The sequence below is a fragment of the Planctomycetota bacterium genome (assembly GCA_016872555.1).
Lineage (GTDB): Bacteria > Planctomycetota > Planctomycetia > Pirellulales > UBA1268 > F1-20-MAGs016.
In genome coordinates, this window is sequence record VGZO01000008.1 from 39,653 (window position 1) to 53,996 (window position 14,344).

At 72.1% G+C, this 14,344-nt stretch carries 14 protein-coding genes; 7 read left to right on the forward strand and 7 right to left on the reverse strand.

Going from position 1 to position 14,344, the window contains the following annotated elements; all coding sequences use genetic code 11:
• The first annotated feature begins 348 nt into the window (after positions 1-348).
• Positions 349-612, forward strand: a complete 264-nt coding sequence (locus tag FJ309_04260; GenBank protein MBM3953819.1) for a hypothetical protein — start codon at positions 349-351, stop codon at positions 610-612.
• Here FJ309_04260 and rlmN read toward each other — a convergent pair.
• Positions 537-1,664 carry a 23S rRNA (adenine(2503)-C(2))-methyltransferase RlmN gene (gene rlmN / locus FJ309_04265; protein MBM3953820.1) on the reverse strand — a complete coding sequence of 376 codons (1,128 nt, stop codon included), beginning with the start codon at positions 1,662-1,664 and terminating at the stop codon, positions 537-539. The genes FJ309_04260 and rlmN overlap by 76 nt on opposite strands.
• A gap of 194 nt (positions 1,665-1,858) precedes the next feature.
• Between rlmN and FJ309_04270 the strand changes: the two genes are divergently transcribed.
• The 3 genes from FJ309_04270 (at position 1,859) to FJ309_04280 (ending at position 3,912) form a co-directional block, all read left to right on the forward strand.
• Positions 1,859-2,074: a hypothetical protein gene (locus FJ309_04270; GenBank protein ID MBM3953821.1), complete on the forward strand. Its 216-nt coding sequence runs from the start codon at positions 1,859-1,861 to the stop codon at positions 2,072-2,074.
• A gap of 293 nt (positions 2,075-2,367) precedes the next feature.
• Complete coding sequence (ispE, locus tag FJ309_04275) at positions 2,368-3,333, forward strand: 4-(cytidine 5'-diphospho)-2-C-methyl-D-erythritol kinase (protein ID MBM3953822.1); 966 nt, start codon at positions 2,368-2,370, stop codon at positions 3,331-3,333.
• An 18-nt stretch (positions 3,334-3,351) separates the two neighbouring features.
• The gene (locus FJ309_04280) at positions 3,352-3,912 is read left to right on the forward strand and encodes a stage V sporulation protein G (protein ID MBM3953823.1); all 561 of its coding nucleotides are present in this window, start codon (positions 3,352-3,354) and stop codon (positions 3,910-3,912) included.
• Positions 3,913-3,927: 15 nt separating this feature from the next.
• Here the strand turns inward: FJ309_04280 and ilvE are convergent, their stop codons facing one another.
• The 4 genes from ilvE to lysS are packed head-to-tail and all read right to left on the reverse strand — an operon-like array spanning position 3,928 to position 8,669.
• Positions 3,928-4,791, reverse strand: coding sequence for a branched-chain-amino-acid transaminase (ilvE, locus tag FJ309_04285; GenBank protein MBM3953824.1), 864 nt, complete (start codon positions 4,789-4,791; stop codon positions 3,928-3,930).
• Between the two features lie 15 nt (positions 4,792-4,806).
• Positions 4,807-5,514, reverse strand: a complete 708-nt coding sequence (locus tag FJ309_04290; protein MBM3953825.1) for an ABC transporter ATP-binding protein — start codon at positions 5,512-5,514, stop codon at positions 4,807-4,809.
• Entirely contained in the window at positions 5,507-7,126 is a 1,620-nt protein-coding gene (locus FJ309_04295) for an ABC transporter permease (GenBank protein MBM3953826.1), read from the reverse strand. The genes FJ309_04290 and FJ309_04295 overlap by 8 nt, the downstream gene beginning before the upstream one ends.
• Before the next feature lie 22 nt (positions 7,127-7,148).
• Positions 7,149-8,669, reverse strand: a complete 1,521-nt coding sequence (gene lysS / locus FJ309_04300; protein ID MBM3953827.1) for a lysine--tRNA ligase — start codon at positions 8,667-8,669, stop codon at positions 7,149-7,151.
• Here lysS and FJ309_04305 point away from each other — a divergent pair.
• Complete coding sequence (locus FJ309_04305; protein ID MBM3953828.1) at positions 8,668-9,255, forward strand: VOC family protein; 588 nt, start codon at positions 8,668-8,670, stop codon at positions 9,253-9,255. The genes lysS and FJ309_04305 overlap by 2 nt on opposite strands.
• 180 nt (positions 9,256-9,435) lie before the next feature.
• On the opposite strand, the gene FJ309_04310 is transcribed toward FJ309_04305, so the two are convergent.
• Together FJ309_04310 and FJ309_04315 are read right to left on the reverse strand one after the other, a co-directional pair.
• A complete protein-coding gene (locus FJ309_04310) occupies positions 9,436-9,948 on the reverse strand; it encodes a DUF4870 domain-containing protein (GenBank protein ID MBM3953829.1) in 513 nt (170 codons plus the stop codon).
• 31 nt (positions 9,949-9,979) lie between these two features.
• Positions 9,980-11,035 (reverse strand): SMP-30/gluconolactonase/LRE family protein, encoded by a 1,056-nt coding sequence (locus FJ309_04315; GenBank protein MBM3953830.1) that lies wholly within the window; start codon positions 11,033-11,035, stop codon positions 9,980-9,982.
• Here FJ309_04315 and FJ309_04320 point away from each other — a divergent pair.
• Both FJ309_04320 and FJ309_04325 read left to right on the forward strand, forming a co-directional pair.
• Positions 11,034-13,637, forward strand: coding sequence for a chemotaxis protein CheA (locus tag FJ309_04320; GenBank protein MBM3953831.1), 2,604 nt, complete (start codon positions 11,034-11,036; stop codon positions 13,635-13,637). The two genes, FJ309_04315 and FJ309_04320, sit on opposite strands and share 2 nt — an antisense overlap.
• Positions 13,634-14,128, forward strand: a complete 495-nt coding sequence (locus FJ309_04325; protein MBM3953832.1) for a purine-binding chemotaxis protein CheW — start codon at positions 13,634-13,636, stop codon at positions 14,126-14,128. Before FJ309_04320 ends, FJ309_04325 begins: the two co-directional genes overlap by 4 nt.
• Positions 14,129-14,344 lie beyond the last annotated feature (216 nt).

Consider the following 14,344-nt stretch of genomic DNA (forward strand, 5'->3'; position numbering starts at 1 on the left):
CGTGTCGCGCCGCTATGCCGACCGGCTCGTGCAGGCCGATCCCGACATCGAACCCGACGACTTCGTCGATCGTCCCCCGGGGAAGGAGAGCCGCTTCGACCAGGTGTCGCTGTGGCACCGGCGCCTGGGGCGCTGGTTCGACATCGGCACGCTGTGGACGATGCTCGCCGGGATGCTCAATCTGCTCGTGGTGTACGACGCCTGGGCCGGTCCGATGGTGGCCACCGGAAGCCCGGGGAAGGGAACGCCATCGGGTGATGGCGGCCCCGAGCCCGGTCCCGGTCGCGGGCCGGGCGGTGGTCGGGAGAGCGGCGGCGACGGCCGCCGCCCGGCGCGGGAGCGCGGCACATGAACAGCTTCACGGCGCTGGTCGCCGCGTCCGCGGCGCTGCAATCGCCGGTCTGCCTGCCCTTGGCGGTGGGCTGGTTGGGGAGCGTGCCGGGGCTGTTGTTCGGACTGCCGCTGCTGGTGGTCGCCGGGACCGTCTTCGCCGCCACGCACCACGAGGATCCGACGATGATCCTCCGTGCGACGGGTCACTGGATCGGTTGGCTCGGCGGCATCCTCGGCGCCGTGCTCGCGGTCGTGATCCTGATCGGCTGGCTCGTCTGATCCGCAGCCGCGTCCGGGGAACATCCCTCGAGCGCCGCCGCACGGCGCAGCTGCCCGCAGGCGGCGTCGATCCGCGCCCCTTTGCGCCGCCGCACCTGGACGTTCACGCCGGCGTCGCGGAGCACCGTCAGGAAGCCGTCGCGCGCCTGCGCCGAGGGTTCTTTCCAAGGGAGTCCGGCGACGGCGTTGTACGGGATGACGTTGACCAGCGCCGCCCGCCCGGCGAGCAGCCGGACGAGGTCGCGCGCCTGGCGCGGCGAGTCGTTGATCCCGCCGAGCAGGACGTATTCGTAGGTCAGCCTCCGTCCCGATGCTTCCCAGTAGCGGTCGGCGGCCGCCATCACCTCCGCCAGACCGATCGAGGCGTTGACCGGGACGAGGCGCGTGCGGAGGGCGTCGTCGGCGGCGTGGAGCGAGACGGCGAGATGGTAGCCGGGCGCCGCGGCGGTGAGCCGGTCGATCCCCTTCGGCAGCCCGACGGTGGAGATCGTGATCCGCCGCGCCGAGATGCCGGGGCCGTCGCGGTCCTCGATGGCGGCCAGGGCGGGGAGGAGCCGGTCGAGGTTCGCCAGCGGCTCCCCCATCCCCATCACGACGACGTGGCTGAGGCGCTCGAGAGCCGGCAGGAGCCGCGCGAGGCGCAGGACCTGCTCGAGGATCTCGCCGGTGGTCAGGTTGCGGATCACGCCATCCAGGCCGCTGGCGCAGAACACGCACCCCATCGCGCAGCCCACCTGCGTGCTGATGCACACCGTCCGCCGGGCGCCGTCGCGGAGGAGGACGCACTCGATCCGCTGGCCGTCGGCGAGCTGGAGGAGCAGTTTCTCGGTGCCGTCGGCGGTGCGGAGGTGCCGCGCGACGGTCGTCGACCAGATCGAGAACGTGCCGGCGAGCTCGTCGCGGAGGCCGGCCGGGAGATCACTCATCGCCGCAAACGATTCCGCCCGGCCGCCGTGGAGCCAGCGGCGGATGGCCCGTTCGCGCCACGCGGGCTGGCCGCGGCTTGCCAGCCAGTCGGCGAGGTGCGGGCCCGGTTCGAGGATGTGGTGCATGGCGCGCGGCGAGGTGACGGTCTGGTAACGGCGTTGGATCCGCGGTAGTTTTTCGGGGGCGATCCCGACGCACCCGTGCCGTGCAGGGGCGACCGTCCTGGCGCCCCCGTGGGTCGGGCGGCGGATCGGTGCCCCGCCGCGGTCGTCAAATTGTCAGTTTCCCCTCTCCTGGGACCTCACGCGAGCCCGCAGCGATGAACGAGCGGAAATACGAGGAACGGACCCGCTGGGTCTACGACGAGCAGGCGTTTCCGGTCTGGAACCGCGAATTCGAGAAACCGGCCCGCGCCGAGATGATCGCCGAGGATCTCTGGGCCGGTCGCAGCATCGCCATCCTGCTGGCGTCGCTGGTGGCGATCGGCTTGATCCTCGCGCTCGGGACGGTTGCTTTCGTCTCCGGCTGGCGGTGATCGGCCGGATCTGGACTCTGCCCATTCGTGGGGCACGCCGAGGCACTCCGCCGCGGTCGCCGTCGAGGCGTTGCGGCGTCGAGGTGAATGCCCCCCGTCCACGCTCGATCGTCGTGGAGGGGTGGTTCCAGGGGCTTGGTCCAAGGATCCTCCCCCTCGGTCCGCGAGGGTTTCGTGAGGACTCTGTGATGAATCCATGAGGGGGGGGGATTGGCAGCCGGCGAGCGATACGTAGTTTTTTGAGGCGGGGCAGGGCTGGTCATCGACGTGCAAAACCAGTGAAGAACCAGTCCATGGTCATTCCTGAAGGCTTGCATCGGCGTGGCGACCGTCGAGAGATCGGCACGGTCGTCGAGCGCGCCCCCGGCAAGCTGAATCTCACGCTTGCGGTCATTGCCGGGCGGAGCGACGGCTACCACGACATCGAATCGCTGATGGTCCCGGTGTCGCTGGCCGACACCGTCGCCGTGCGGAGCAACGATGCCGGTCGGTTCACGCTCGAGATTTCCACGGCGGGGCGGCTTTCGCGGGGAAAGGTGCCGGCGGGCGACGTTCCCGCCGACGACACGAATCTCGTCCTCCGCGCCGCCCGGCTGCTCGCGGCGGAATCCGGCGAACGGCGCGGGCTCGACATCGTCCTTTGCAAGGAAATACCGGCCGGTTCGGGGCTCGGGGGCGGATCGAGCGATGCCGCGGCGCTGCTCCGTGCGGCGTGTGTTGCCTGGGGGCTGACGTGGCCCGCCGAGCGTCTCGCTGCCGTGGGGGCGCGGATCGGCAGCGATATCCCGTGGTTTTTCGCGGGCGGGGCGGCGATCGTCTCGGGCCGCGGTGAACGCGTCGGACCGTCCCTGCCGATCGGCGCGGGCTGGGCGGTGATCGCCCGCCCGGAGTCGGGGCTGTCGACGCCGGCCGTCTACCGGGAGTGCCGCCCCGACGGTGCGCGGCGTGGCAGCGCTGCGGCGGTCGCCACGGCGCTGGCGGAGGGGCGCTGGCGCAGCGCCGTCGCCGGTCTGGGCAACGACCTCGAGCCGGCAGCGATGCGGCTTTCGCCCGACGTCGGCCGGTTGCTGGCGGCGCTCCGCGCCGCCGGTGCGGTGCGGCCGCTGCTCACCGGCAGCGGGAGCGCATGCTTCGCGCTGACGAGAGGCCAGTTCGAGGCCCGGCGGATCGCCGCGCGGCTGGAAGCGCGGGGGTGGCCTGGCGTGTGGGTGGTGCGGACGGGAGGCGAGGTGATCGGCTCGTCGAGTCGCGCCGCCTGAGGGCGGTCGCAGCGTCGGCTGGCCGGCAGGGAATGGACACCAAAGGAGGGCATCGTGAGGATCACCGAGGTGCGCATCAAACTCGTCCCGCGGGCGGCCGACCGCCTGCTGGCATTCGGAGCGATCACGATCGACCATGAATTCGTCGTCCGTGATCTCAAGCTGATCATGGGCCCCCAAGGGCCGTTCGTGGCGATGCCGAGCCGCAAGCTCACCGGCCACTGTCCGAAGTGCAGTCAGAAAAACTCCCTCGGCGCACGGTACTGCAACCAGTGCGGGGGCAGGCAACCGGAGATGCCCCCGCCGAGCGATGCCGAGGGACGCCGTCGCCTCTATGCCGACATCGCCCATCCGATCTCGATCGCCAGCCGGATGACCGTCGAGCGGGTGGTCGTCGAGGAATACGAACGCGAACTGGAGCGCTCACGGCATCCGGGCTACGCCCCGCGTCACGACGACCTCGGCGACGTCGAGTTCCTCGCCCCGGTGCTGTCCCATGGCATGGGCGGACACCCCGGTGCCGAGGCGCCGTCGCGGGCGTGCCCGGCAGGCGCGGAGGGGTCGCAGCCGTCCCGGTGACCCCGGGGCGGCGCGTCAGCCGCCGGCCCGGACGAGTTGGTGGAACGCCGCGGCGAGGCGCCGGGTGACCGGCCCGGGGACGCCGTCGCCGATCGCGCGGCCGTCGAGCTCGACGACCGGGACGACCTCGGCGGCCGTCCCGGTGATGAACATCTCGTCGGCGGTGTAGAGGTCGTGACGGGTGAGCGTCGCCTCGCGGCAGTCGATGCCGGCGGCGACGGCCAGTTCCATCACCGCCCCGCGGGTGATCCCCTCGAGGATCCCGGCGTCGGGAGGGGGGGTGAGAAGGCGGCTGCCGCGGACCACGAACACGTTGTCGGCCGTGCACTCGGCGACTTCACCCTTGTGGTTGAGCATCAGGGCCTCGACGCAGCCGGCCTGCTTCCCCTCGAGCTTGGCCATGATGTTGTTGAGGTAGTTGAGCGACTTGATCCGCGGCGATAGCGCCGCCGGGTGGGAGCGCTGCGTGGCGGCCGTCACCAGCCGCAGACCGCGCTCGACCTGCTCCGCGGGATAGAGGGCGAGCCGGTCGGCGATCACGATCACCTGCGGGGCGCTGGTCCGCGCCGGATCGAGGCCGAGGCTCCCGGCCCCGCGCGTCACGACGACGCGCACGTAGCCGTCCGGCAGGCCGTTGGCGGCGAGCGTCTCGTCGATGGCGCGGCCAAGCACGTCGCGGGCGACGGGGATCTCGAGGCAGATCGCCCGGGCGCTGGCCCACAGCCGGTCGAGGTGCTCGGCGAGGCGGAACACGCGGCCGGAGTAGGCCCGCAAGCCCTCGAACACGCCGTCGCCGTACAGCAGGCCGTGGTCGAAGACGCTCACCCGGGCCTCGGCCTCGGGCACGAGCCGGTCGTTCATGAACACGAGTCGGGACATGGTCCACCCGGCGGATCAGGCGTCCTCGACCCTGCCGGCCGCCAGCCGGACGACGCGATCGGCCCGCGCGGCGATCGCGGGATCGTGCGTGACCAAGACTATAGAAAGGCCGTCGGCGCGGTTCAACTCGACCAGCGCGTCGAGGATCCCCGCGCCGCTGTCGGCGTCGAGGTTGCCGGTCGGCTCGTCGGCGAGGAGCACGCCCGGCCGCGTGACCAGTGCCCGGGCGATCGCCACGCGCTGCATCTCGCCCCCCGACAGCTGCCGGGGCTTGTGGTGGAGCCGCCCGGACAGGCCGAACCGTCCGAGCAGTTCCTCGGCGTCGCGCCGGGCGGCCTGCCGACGGGAGAGCCAGGCGAGGGGCCCGTGGCGCACCAGCAGCGGCGACAGCACGTTTTCCACCGCGTCGAGCTCGGGGAGGAGGTGATACGACTGGAACACCATCCCGATCGCCGTGTTGCGGAGGCGGTCGCGGCGCCCGGCAGGCTGGTCGTCGGCACGGACGCCGTCGAGGAGCACCGCGCCGCCGTCGGGAGCGTCGAGCAGCCCCATCAGGTGCAACAGCGTGCTTTTCCCGGAGCCGCTCGACCCGACGATCGCCACGAACTCGCCCGGGGCGACTGCCAGGTCGATCCCGCGGAGCACGTCGAGCGTGCCGCCGCCGGAGCGGTAGCGCTTGACGAGGCCCTCGACGGCGATCGCGGCAGGCGCGGCATCAATCATGGCGCAGCGCCTCCACCGGATGGAGCCGTGCGGCGCGGAGCGCCGGGAGGACGCTGGCGGCGACGGCGATCCCCACCGCACCGGCGATGATCCAGGCCACCGTCCACGGATCGACGATCGTCGGGATGCGGAAGAAGTAGTAGATCGAGGGGTCGAAGACGCGCTGCCCGGTGATCCACTCGACCGCCTCGCGGACGCGGTTGATGTTCCAGGTGATCGCCAGGCCGAGCGCCAGCCCGGCACCGGCGCCGACGAGGCCGAGGAACAGGCCGTAGCCGAGGAACACGGCCGCCACGCCCCCCGCGCCGGCGCCGAGGCTCTTGAGGATCCCGATGTCGCGCGTCTTCTCGACGACGATCATGAAGAAGATCGCCAGGATCCCGAATCCGGCCACGGCCACGATCATGAACAGGAGGATGTTGAGGACCGCCATTTCCATGTCGACCGCCGCGAGAAGCGGCCCCTGCTTGTCTTTCCAGGTCGAGATCGAATAGACGTCGGCCGGAAAGGCGCGGCGGAGCCGGTCGCGGACGCTGTCGAGATCGGCCCCGGGGGCGAGGCGGATCTGGATCGAGTTGACGCTCGGGATCCCGGTTTGCGGGTCGACCATCCCGCGGAGCCGCTCGAGGTCGGCGATCGGCACGAACACGAAGTTCGCGTCGTACTCGCTCATCTTGCTTTCGTAGAAGTCGACCACCGTGAACGTGTCGGTGACCGCCTTGGGGGGCGTGCCCGCGGTCGGGAAGGTGATCTTCACGTCGTCGCCGGGGAGGATCAGGAACCGGTCAGTGCCGGTGGAATCGCGGAAGCTCGCCAGGCCGATCCCGGGCACGACGCCGATCGACTGCTCGGTGGCCGGATCGAAGATGTGCCCCTCGTCCGGTGCCGCGGCGCGGAACGGATCGACGGGTGCCGCGCTCGCCTCCGGCACCGGCGCCGTGACCGTGGCCTGCACCACCTCGCCACCGGTGGCGGCGAGGACCGCGTCGACCTGGCGGTCGATCGAGCGCACCGCCCCGTCGCCCGCCGGCGCGGCGCTGATCCCCGTGGCCGACTGCCGCTCGCGCCAGGCCCGCTCCCGGGCGACGCGCATCCGCCGGTGGGGCCAGCCCGCCCCCTCGAGCGCCGGCCGCCCGGAGCCGCCCTCGGCCTGATGGTCGACGGTGTCGTAGCCGCCGTCGCGGAGCGCGAACGACAGCTGCCGGCGGTTGTCGGGGTGCTGGAGGTAGCGGGAGAAGTCGCTGACCGCGGCATGGGTCTGCTCGTCGATCCCGATCAGCATCACCTGGCGCGTGACCCACTGGCCGCGGACCTGGAAGTTGAGCATCGCCGGCACCGCCACCGTCGGCGTCATCCCGGCGATCTCGTCGCCGGCGGCCCGGCGCAGCTCTTCCATGTGCCACTGTGGATCCTGGAACCCGGAGAGCGAATGGCTCTCGAAGACGAGGTCGGAGAGGATCCCGTGGATCCGCGTCTGCATCTCGTGGGCGAACCCCGCCATCACCGCGTTGACGACGATCATCGTCGCCACGCCGAGGGTCACGCTGACGACGCTGGCCAGCGCGATGAATCGCGTGCGGAGGTAGCGGCAGCAGAGGAACAGGACGTACATCGGAGGCCTCGTGGCGGAGCGGTCAGTCGCCGACGGGGCGCAGCAGCGGGAACAGGATCACGTCGCGGATCGACGACGACTCCGTCAGCAGCATCACCAGCCGGTCGATGCCGATGCCGAGGCCCCCGGCCGGAGGCATGCCGTGGCGCAGGGCGCGGAGGAAATCGTGGTCCATCCGCGCCATCGACTCCTCGGCCGGCAGGCCGGCGAGCTGCGTGCGGAACAGCTCCTCCTGGAGGTCGGGGTCGTTGAGCTCGGTGTAGGCGTTGGCCAGCTCCATCCCCGCGACGTACAGCTCGAAGCGCTCGGCGATCTCCGGCCGGCCCGCTTTCCGCTTGGTGAGCGGGCAGATCGCCGCCGGGTAGTCGATCACGAACGTCGGCGCCACGAGCGACTGCTCGCAGGTGGCCTCGAACAGGTCGCTCTTGATGACGTCGGGGTGGCGGCCGGTGGTCTCGATGCCGCGCGCGGCGGCGGCGGCAGCCAGCGCCCCGGGGTCGGCCGGATCGCAGCCGACCACCTCGGCGAGGAGGTCGTCGTAGCGCACCCGGCGGAACGGCCGGGCGAGATCGACGTCGCGCCCCATCCACCGGACCACCGGCGGCGTGCCGGCGGCGGCCGCCGCGGCGGCGACGATCGCCTCGGTGAGGTCCATCATCGTCGTGTAGTCGCCGTAGGCCTCGTAGGCCTCGAGCATCGTGAACTCGGGGTTGTGGCGCGGGCTGACCCCTTCGTTGCGGTAGACGCGGCCGAGTTCGAAGACCCGCTCCAGCCCGCCGACGAGGAGCCGCTTGAGGTGCAGCTCCAGCGCGATCCGTAGCACGAGCGCCATGTCGAGCGCGTTGTGGTGCGTGGAGAACGGCCGGGCCGCGGCGCCGCCGGCCGATTCCTGGAGCGTCGGCCCCTCGACCTCGAGGTAGCCGCGTTCGGTGAGCGTCTGGCGGACGGCGGCGACGATCCGGCTGCGGGCCATGAAGCGCTCGCGCACACCCTCGCCGTGGATCAGGTCGAGGTACCGCTGGCGCTGCTTCTGCTCGGGATCGACGAGGCCGTGGTATTTGTCGGGGGGCGTCTCCAGCGACTTGCCGAGAAACGCCAGGGCCGAGGCGAAGATCGTCATCTCGCCGGTCTTCGACCAGCCGAGCCGGCCGTCGATGCCGACGAGGTCGCCGAGGTCGAGGCAGTCGGCCAACTGCCAGGCCTCGGGGCCGACCTGCTTCTTGCCGATCATCACCTGGATCCGGCCGCTGCGGTCGGCGAGATCGAGGAACACCAGGCTCCCGGCGCTGCGCTGGAGCATGATCCGCCCCGCCACGCGCACCGCAGGTCCGTCGTCGGCCGGCGGCTCTCCGGCCGGGCGGCGGAGCGGCTCGCCGGCGGCGCGGACCGTGGCGATCGGTGTCGCGCCGTCGAAGCGGCGGCCCCACGGGTCGTGGCCGAGGGCGGCGATCCGGGCGAGCTTGTCGCGGCGCGCCTTCTCGAGCGCGGCGGCGACGCCGCCCGAGTCGGAGTCGTGGCCGAAGGGTGAAGGGGGCGGGGGCATGGCGGGTCGCGCAGGGGAGGGACGGCGGCGATTGTCGGGATCGGTGCCGATTTGGAGAAGGGCAGTCGGCGCGGCGGTTTTCTCGGCTGTTTCCCACTGGCCGGCGGTCGCGCTCCTTTCCCGCCCCCGCCGGCGGTGCGACACTTCCCGGCAGCCGGCGCCGTGCCAGCCGCCAGGGACCTCCCACCTCCCGCTGCCGGAGCCTCCGATGACATCCCTCCAGCCCGAGACGGTGGCGCTGTTCTGTGTCGAGATCCGCACCGCCCGCTGGGCAGAGCTCGTGGCGTGGTACCGCCACGCCCTGGGATTACGGGTCCTGATGCGCGGCCTCGACGAGGGCTATGCGCTCGTCGCCGCCGGCACCGCGCGGCTGGCGCTGCTGGCGCGGGCCGACGCCCCCCCCGACAGCCGCCGCTGGAGCCTGGCGTTCGAGGTCCACGATCTCGACGCCGCGCGGGCCCGGCTCGAGGAGGCGGGCACCGCCGCCCCTCCTCCGACCGCGCACGCCGAGGGGTTCCGCGAACTGGTCGTCAGCGACCCCGACGGGAATCGCGTCCGCCTCTTCGAGTGGCCGCGCCACGGCTGACGCCATGGATGGCTTTGTCCACGGACGACGAGTTGGCGATGGAAGCGGTGGTCCGCCGCAGGAGGCGGCGGCAGGTGACCCGGGAAACCCTTGGCGTTTCCCGCGGTCACCCGAGTGGACTGGTTGCGCCGGCCGTCCCGCGGCCGGAATGGGCCATGGATGGCTTTGTCCACGGTGAAGTCAGAAAAACGGGATCGAGATCGGGTATTTCCAGACCTTGCCGTCGGCGGCTTTGATCGCGCCGACGATCGGCCAGGCGATCCCGACCAGTCCGAGGAGCAGCATCAGCGGGATGCCGATCAGGAAGAAGCTGAGGATGAACGCCAGGAATCCGTAGAGCACCCAGCTGATGATCCAGTTGGCCACGGCGCGGCCGTGCCGGTCGATGTCGGGCAGGGAATCCTTCTTCACCTGCCAGATCACGAACGGGACGACGAACCCGGCCAACGGGATCAGGTAGCCGGCGAACTGCGAGAGGTGGAGGAGGATCGCCCAGAACCGGGTGAGTGCCTCGGGCGCCGCGGAGGGATCGCCTTCGGCATCGGCACTCCGCCCTGCGGCGAGGTCGTCGGCGAAGCTCCTGTCGAGCGGCGAGGCGCGCGGAAGGAGCCGCTCCTTGGCGGCGACGAATTCCTCGGTCGTGATCGCCCCCGAGCGGTGGAGGGCGGTGAGCCGTTCGAGTTCGGCGAACATGTCCATCGCTTCGTCCCTCCTGCCGCCCCGGTCACGGTCCCGGCAGCGGCCCCTTCGTCGCCAACCGGACGCGGCAGAGGTGCGAATCGGCGGTGACATACAGCGTCGAGCCGTCGTCGCCGAACGCGCAGTTGGCCGTCGCCTGCCCCGTGAGGATCGTGCCGAGGTGGGTCCCGTCCGGGGCGATCACGAGCACGCCGCCGGGCCCGGTGGCAAACAGGTTGCCGGCGGTGTCGACCTTGAGGCCGTCGGGGAGCCCCTTCTTCCGCTTCTGGAACAGCGCCGTGCCGTCGAAGAACGTCTTGCCCGCGTCGAGCGTGCCGTCGGCCTGGACGGCGAACACCTTCCAGATCGGCGCCGCCGGGTCGGACTGGGCGACGTACAGCTTCTTCTCGTCGGGGGAGAAGGCGATCCCGTTGGGGCGCGTCATCGTGTCGCACAACAGCGTCACGGCGCCGTCGGGTGTGACGCGGTAGACCCCGCAGAAGTCGAGCTCACGGCGCGGGTCGTCGTAGCCGCCGGGGAGGCCGTAGGGGGGATCGGTGAAGTAGATCGCCCCCGACGAGTGGACGGCGCAGTCGTTGGGGCTGTTGAAGCGCTTGCCGCCATGGTTGTCGGCCACGGTGCGCTTGCCGCCACCGGGTGTCAGCCGGCTGACGCGCCGGTCGCCGTGCTCACACGAGATCAGCAACCCCTGGCGGTCGAGCGTGAGGCCGTTGCTGCCACGCTCGCTGCCGTAGGCGCCCGGCCCGGTGAACCCGGCCGGCTCGAGGAACACGCTCAGTCCCTGCCCCGGCTTCCACTTGTGGACGCGGTTGTTGGGGATGTCGGAAAACAGCAGGTGCCCCTCCGCCTTGACCCACACCGGTCCCTCGGCCCAGACGAAGCCGCTGGCGAGGACCTCGATCTTCGCGTCCTTGGGCACCAGCGCGTCGAAGCGCGGGTCGAGGCGCTCGATCGAGCCGAGCGTGGGCAGCAGGTCGGGGCCCCCCTCCTGGGCCGACGACGACGCGGTCGCCAGCGCCGTCACCACCAGACCGACCAACAGCAGGATCGAAGGCAGTCTCGGGTGCGCGGCGCGGGGCATGGCGGATCTCCGGCGGGAAAAGGGCGTTCACTTCATCGTAGCGACCGGTCGGCCGCGCTTCATCACTCGAGCGTGGGCGCGAATCTCGCGGAGGCCGGGGTGCGGTCGGAGCGGTGGCGCCGGTCATGCTGCGGCACGCACCGCGCCCGGTGCCGGTGGCGGCTCCGGCGGCGGGTGGCGCTGCCGGTCGCGGGCTATATTCGACCAGCGGGGATCGTGCGGGGATCGCGTGGGGCGGAAGGGCCGTGAGCCGATGAGCGTTGACGCCGAACTGCTCAAGGAGTTCCTCATCGAGTCGACGGAGAGCCTCGACCAGCTCGACCGCGACCTCGTCGCCCTCGAAGACAACCCGCGCGACGCCCAGCGGCTGTCGAGCATCTTCCGCACCGTCCACAACATCAAGGGGATCTGCGGGTTCCTCGGGTTCGTCAAGCTCGGGGCGATCGCCCACAGCGGCGAACACCTCCTCGGCCGGCTCCGCGACGGGTCGATCGACCTCGACGAGCGCGTCACCGGGGCGCTGTTGAGCTTCGTCGACACCGTGCGGGTGATCCTCGGCACGATCGAGCGCACCGGCGGCGAGGGGGACGGCGACTACCGCGACCTCTCGCAGTCACTGGCGACGCTCGCCGAGGAGGCCGCCGCGGCCCGGGCGCGGAGCGGCGGCGACATCGTCGTCACGCGGCTCACGCCGCCGGGTGCGGCGCCGCCGCCACCGCCGGAACCCGCCCCGGCAGCCACGCCCGCTGCCGCGATCGCCCCTGCTGCCACGCCCGCCCCTGCGGCCGTACCGGCGACCAGCGCGGTCGTGGAGCCGGTGGCCGAGGTCGCGCCGGCCGTGTCCGCCCCGCCGGTGGCGGCCCCACCGCCTCCCCCTGCGGCGGCCGCGCCAGCTGCCAAAGCCACCGCCGGCACGCGGCCGACGGCGGCGCCGGTCAGCGAATCGGCGATCCGCGTCGACGTCGGCCTGCTCGGGGCGCTCGTCGACCTCGTCGGCGAGCTCGTCCTGGCCCGCAACCAGCTCCAGGCGACCGTCCGGCGCCTGTCGAGCACGCGCGGCAGCGAGGACGCCGAGCTGCTCAAGGTCGCCCACCGGATCGACACCGTGACTGGCGCCCTGCAGACGGCCGCGCTGAAGACGCGGATGCAGCCGATCGACCAGGTGTTCAACAAGTTTCCGCGCGTCGTCCGCGACCTGGCCGTCGGCTGTGGCAAGGAAGTGCAGCTCACGATCCAGGGCGCCGACACCGAGCTCGACCGGTCGCTCATCGAGACGATCCGCGATCCGCTCACCCACCTCCTCCGCAACGCCGTCGACCACGGCATCGAGCCGCCGAGCGTGCGCATCGAGCGCGGCAAGCCGGCCACCGGCACGCTCGCCCTTCGCGCCTTCCACGAGAGCGGACAGGTGACGATCGAGATCACCGACGACGGCGGCGGGATCCGCGTCGAGGCGGTCCGCGAGAAGGCGATCGCCCGGGGGCTGGTCAGCGCCGAGCAGGCGGCGCTGTTGCCCGACGACCGCGTGTTCCAGTTCATCTTCGAGCCGGGGTTCTCGACCGCCGCGACGGTGACGGCGATCTCCGGTCGTGGCGTCGGCATGGACGTCGTCCGCACCAACATCGAGGCGATCGGCGGCACGGTCGAGCTCGACAGCCGCCCCGGCCTCGGCACGACGTTCCGCGTCCGGATCCCGCTCACGCTGGCGATCATGCCGGCGCTGATCGTCCATGCCGCCGGGCAGCGGTTCGCGATCCCGCAGGGGGCGGTCCGCGAGCTGATCGCGCTGGGGGGCTCGCGTTCGGCGGCGGTGATCGAGGGGCTCGACGGCGCGCCGGTGACTCGGCTCCGCGACCGGCTCCTGCCGCTGGTCTTCCTCCGCGGCCTGCTCGGTCTCGACGCCGGCGCCACCGCGGCGCCGGCGGGCACGGTGATCGTGCTCCGCGTCGATTCGCAGGAATTCGGTCTCGTCGTCGACGGCGTGGCGTTGGCGGAGGACATCGTCGTCAAGCCGATCGCGCGGGCCCTGGTGGCGCTGGGCGTGTACGCCGGCGCGACCGTTCTCGGCGACGGCGACGTGGTGTTGATCGTCGACCCGCGCGGCGTGGCCCAGGTGGCGCGGATCGCGTCGCGGCCGCCCGCCGACGAGGCGCCGGTCGCGCCGGCCGCGACCGCCCGCCCCCGGTACCTCGTCTGCGAGACGCAGCGCGGTCGGCGGATGGCTGTGCCGCTCGAAGACGTGCAGCGGCTCGAAACCTTCCCCCGCGAGCGGCTCGAGGAGGCCGCCGGGCGGCTCGTCGCCCACCGCGAGGGGCAGCTGCTGCCGCTGGCCGACGTCGACGCCGTCGTCGAGGGTTCGGCCGAGCCGGTCGGCGGTGCCGTGACCGCGGTGATCGTCGCCCCCGGCCGGGGTGACGTCGGCCTGCGTGTGCGCCGGATCCTCGAGGTGGTCGAGCCGACGCAGCCGCTCGATCCGTCCCTGGCCGCGGCCGGTCTGCTCGGCACCGTCGTCATCGACGGCCGGGCGATCGAGGTCGTCGACGTCGGCCGGGCGCTGGCGGCGCCGGCGCCGCGCCTGCTGTCCCGCGGAGGTGCGCGATGATCGCCCCCGCCACCGTCACCATCGGCGCCGAGGGACCAACGCTGCGGGTCTGCGCGTTCCAGGTGTCGGGGCGCTGGTTCGCGATCGACGCGGCACGGATCCACGAGGTCCTCCGCAGCCAGAAGACGACCCCGGTGCCGCTGGCCCATCCGGCCGTGCGCGGGCTGCTCAACCTCCGCGGCCGGATCGTGCCGGTGATCGACATGCGGATCCGCCTCGGGCTGGCCGGCAGCGCGGCGGACACTGACTCGGCCGGGACGTTCGTCGTCGTCGAGGTCGACGACGAGGCGTTCAGCCTGCTCGTCGATCGTCTCGCCGACGTGGTCGAGATCCCGCTGGCCGCGATCGAACCGGCCACCACGGCCGACCGGCCGGGGCAGGATGCGATCGAGGGAGTCTGGCCGGCGCGGTTCGGATTGGTGCACCTGCTCGACACGGCGCGGCTCGTGGCGGCGATCGCGGTTTCGGCCGCGGAAAGGAAAGGGCGATGAACGCGATGGCGGATTCCCGCGCGGCCGGTTCGTGGGTCGGGCGGATCGGGCGTTTCCTCGGCAACCCGCTGCTGGTGGCGCTGCTGGCGATGTCGCTGCTGCCCCTGGCGCTGACCGGGATCGCCACCCACTGGCTGTCGAGCGACACGCTCGACGCGTCGTCGCGGCAGAAGCTCGAGGTCGTGCGCTCGATCACCGTCAAGCAGGTGGAGCGCT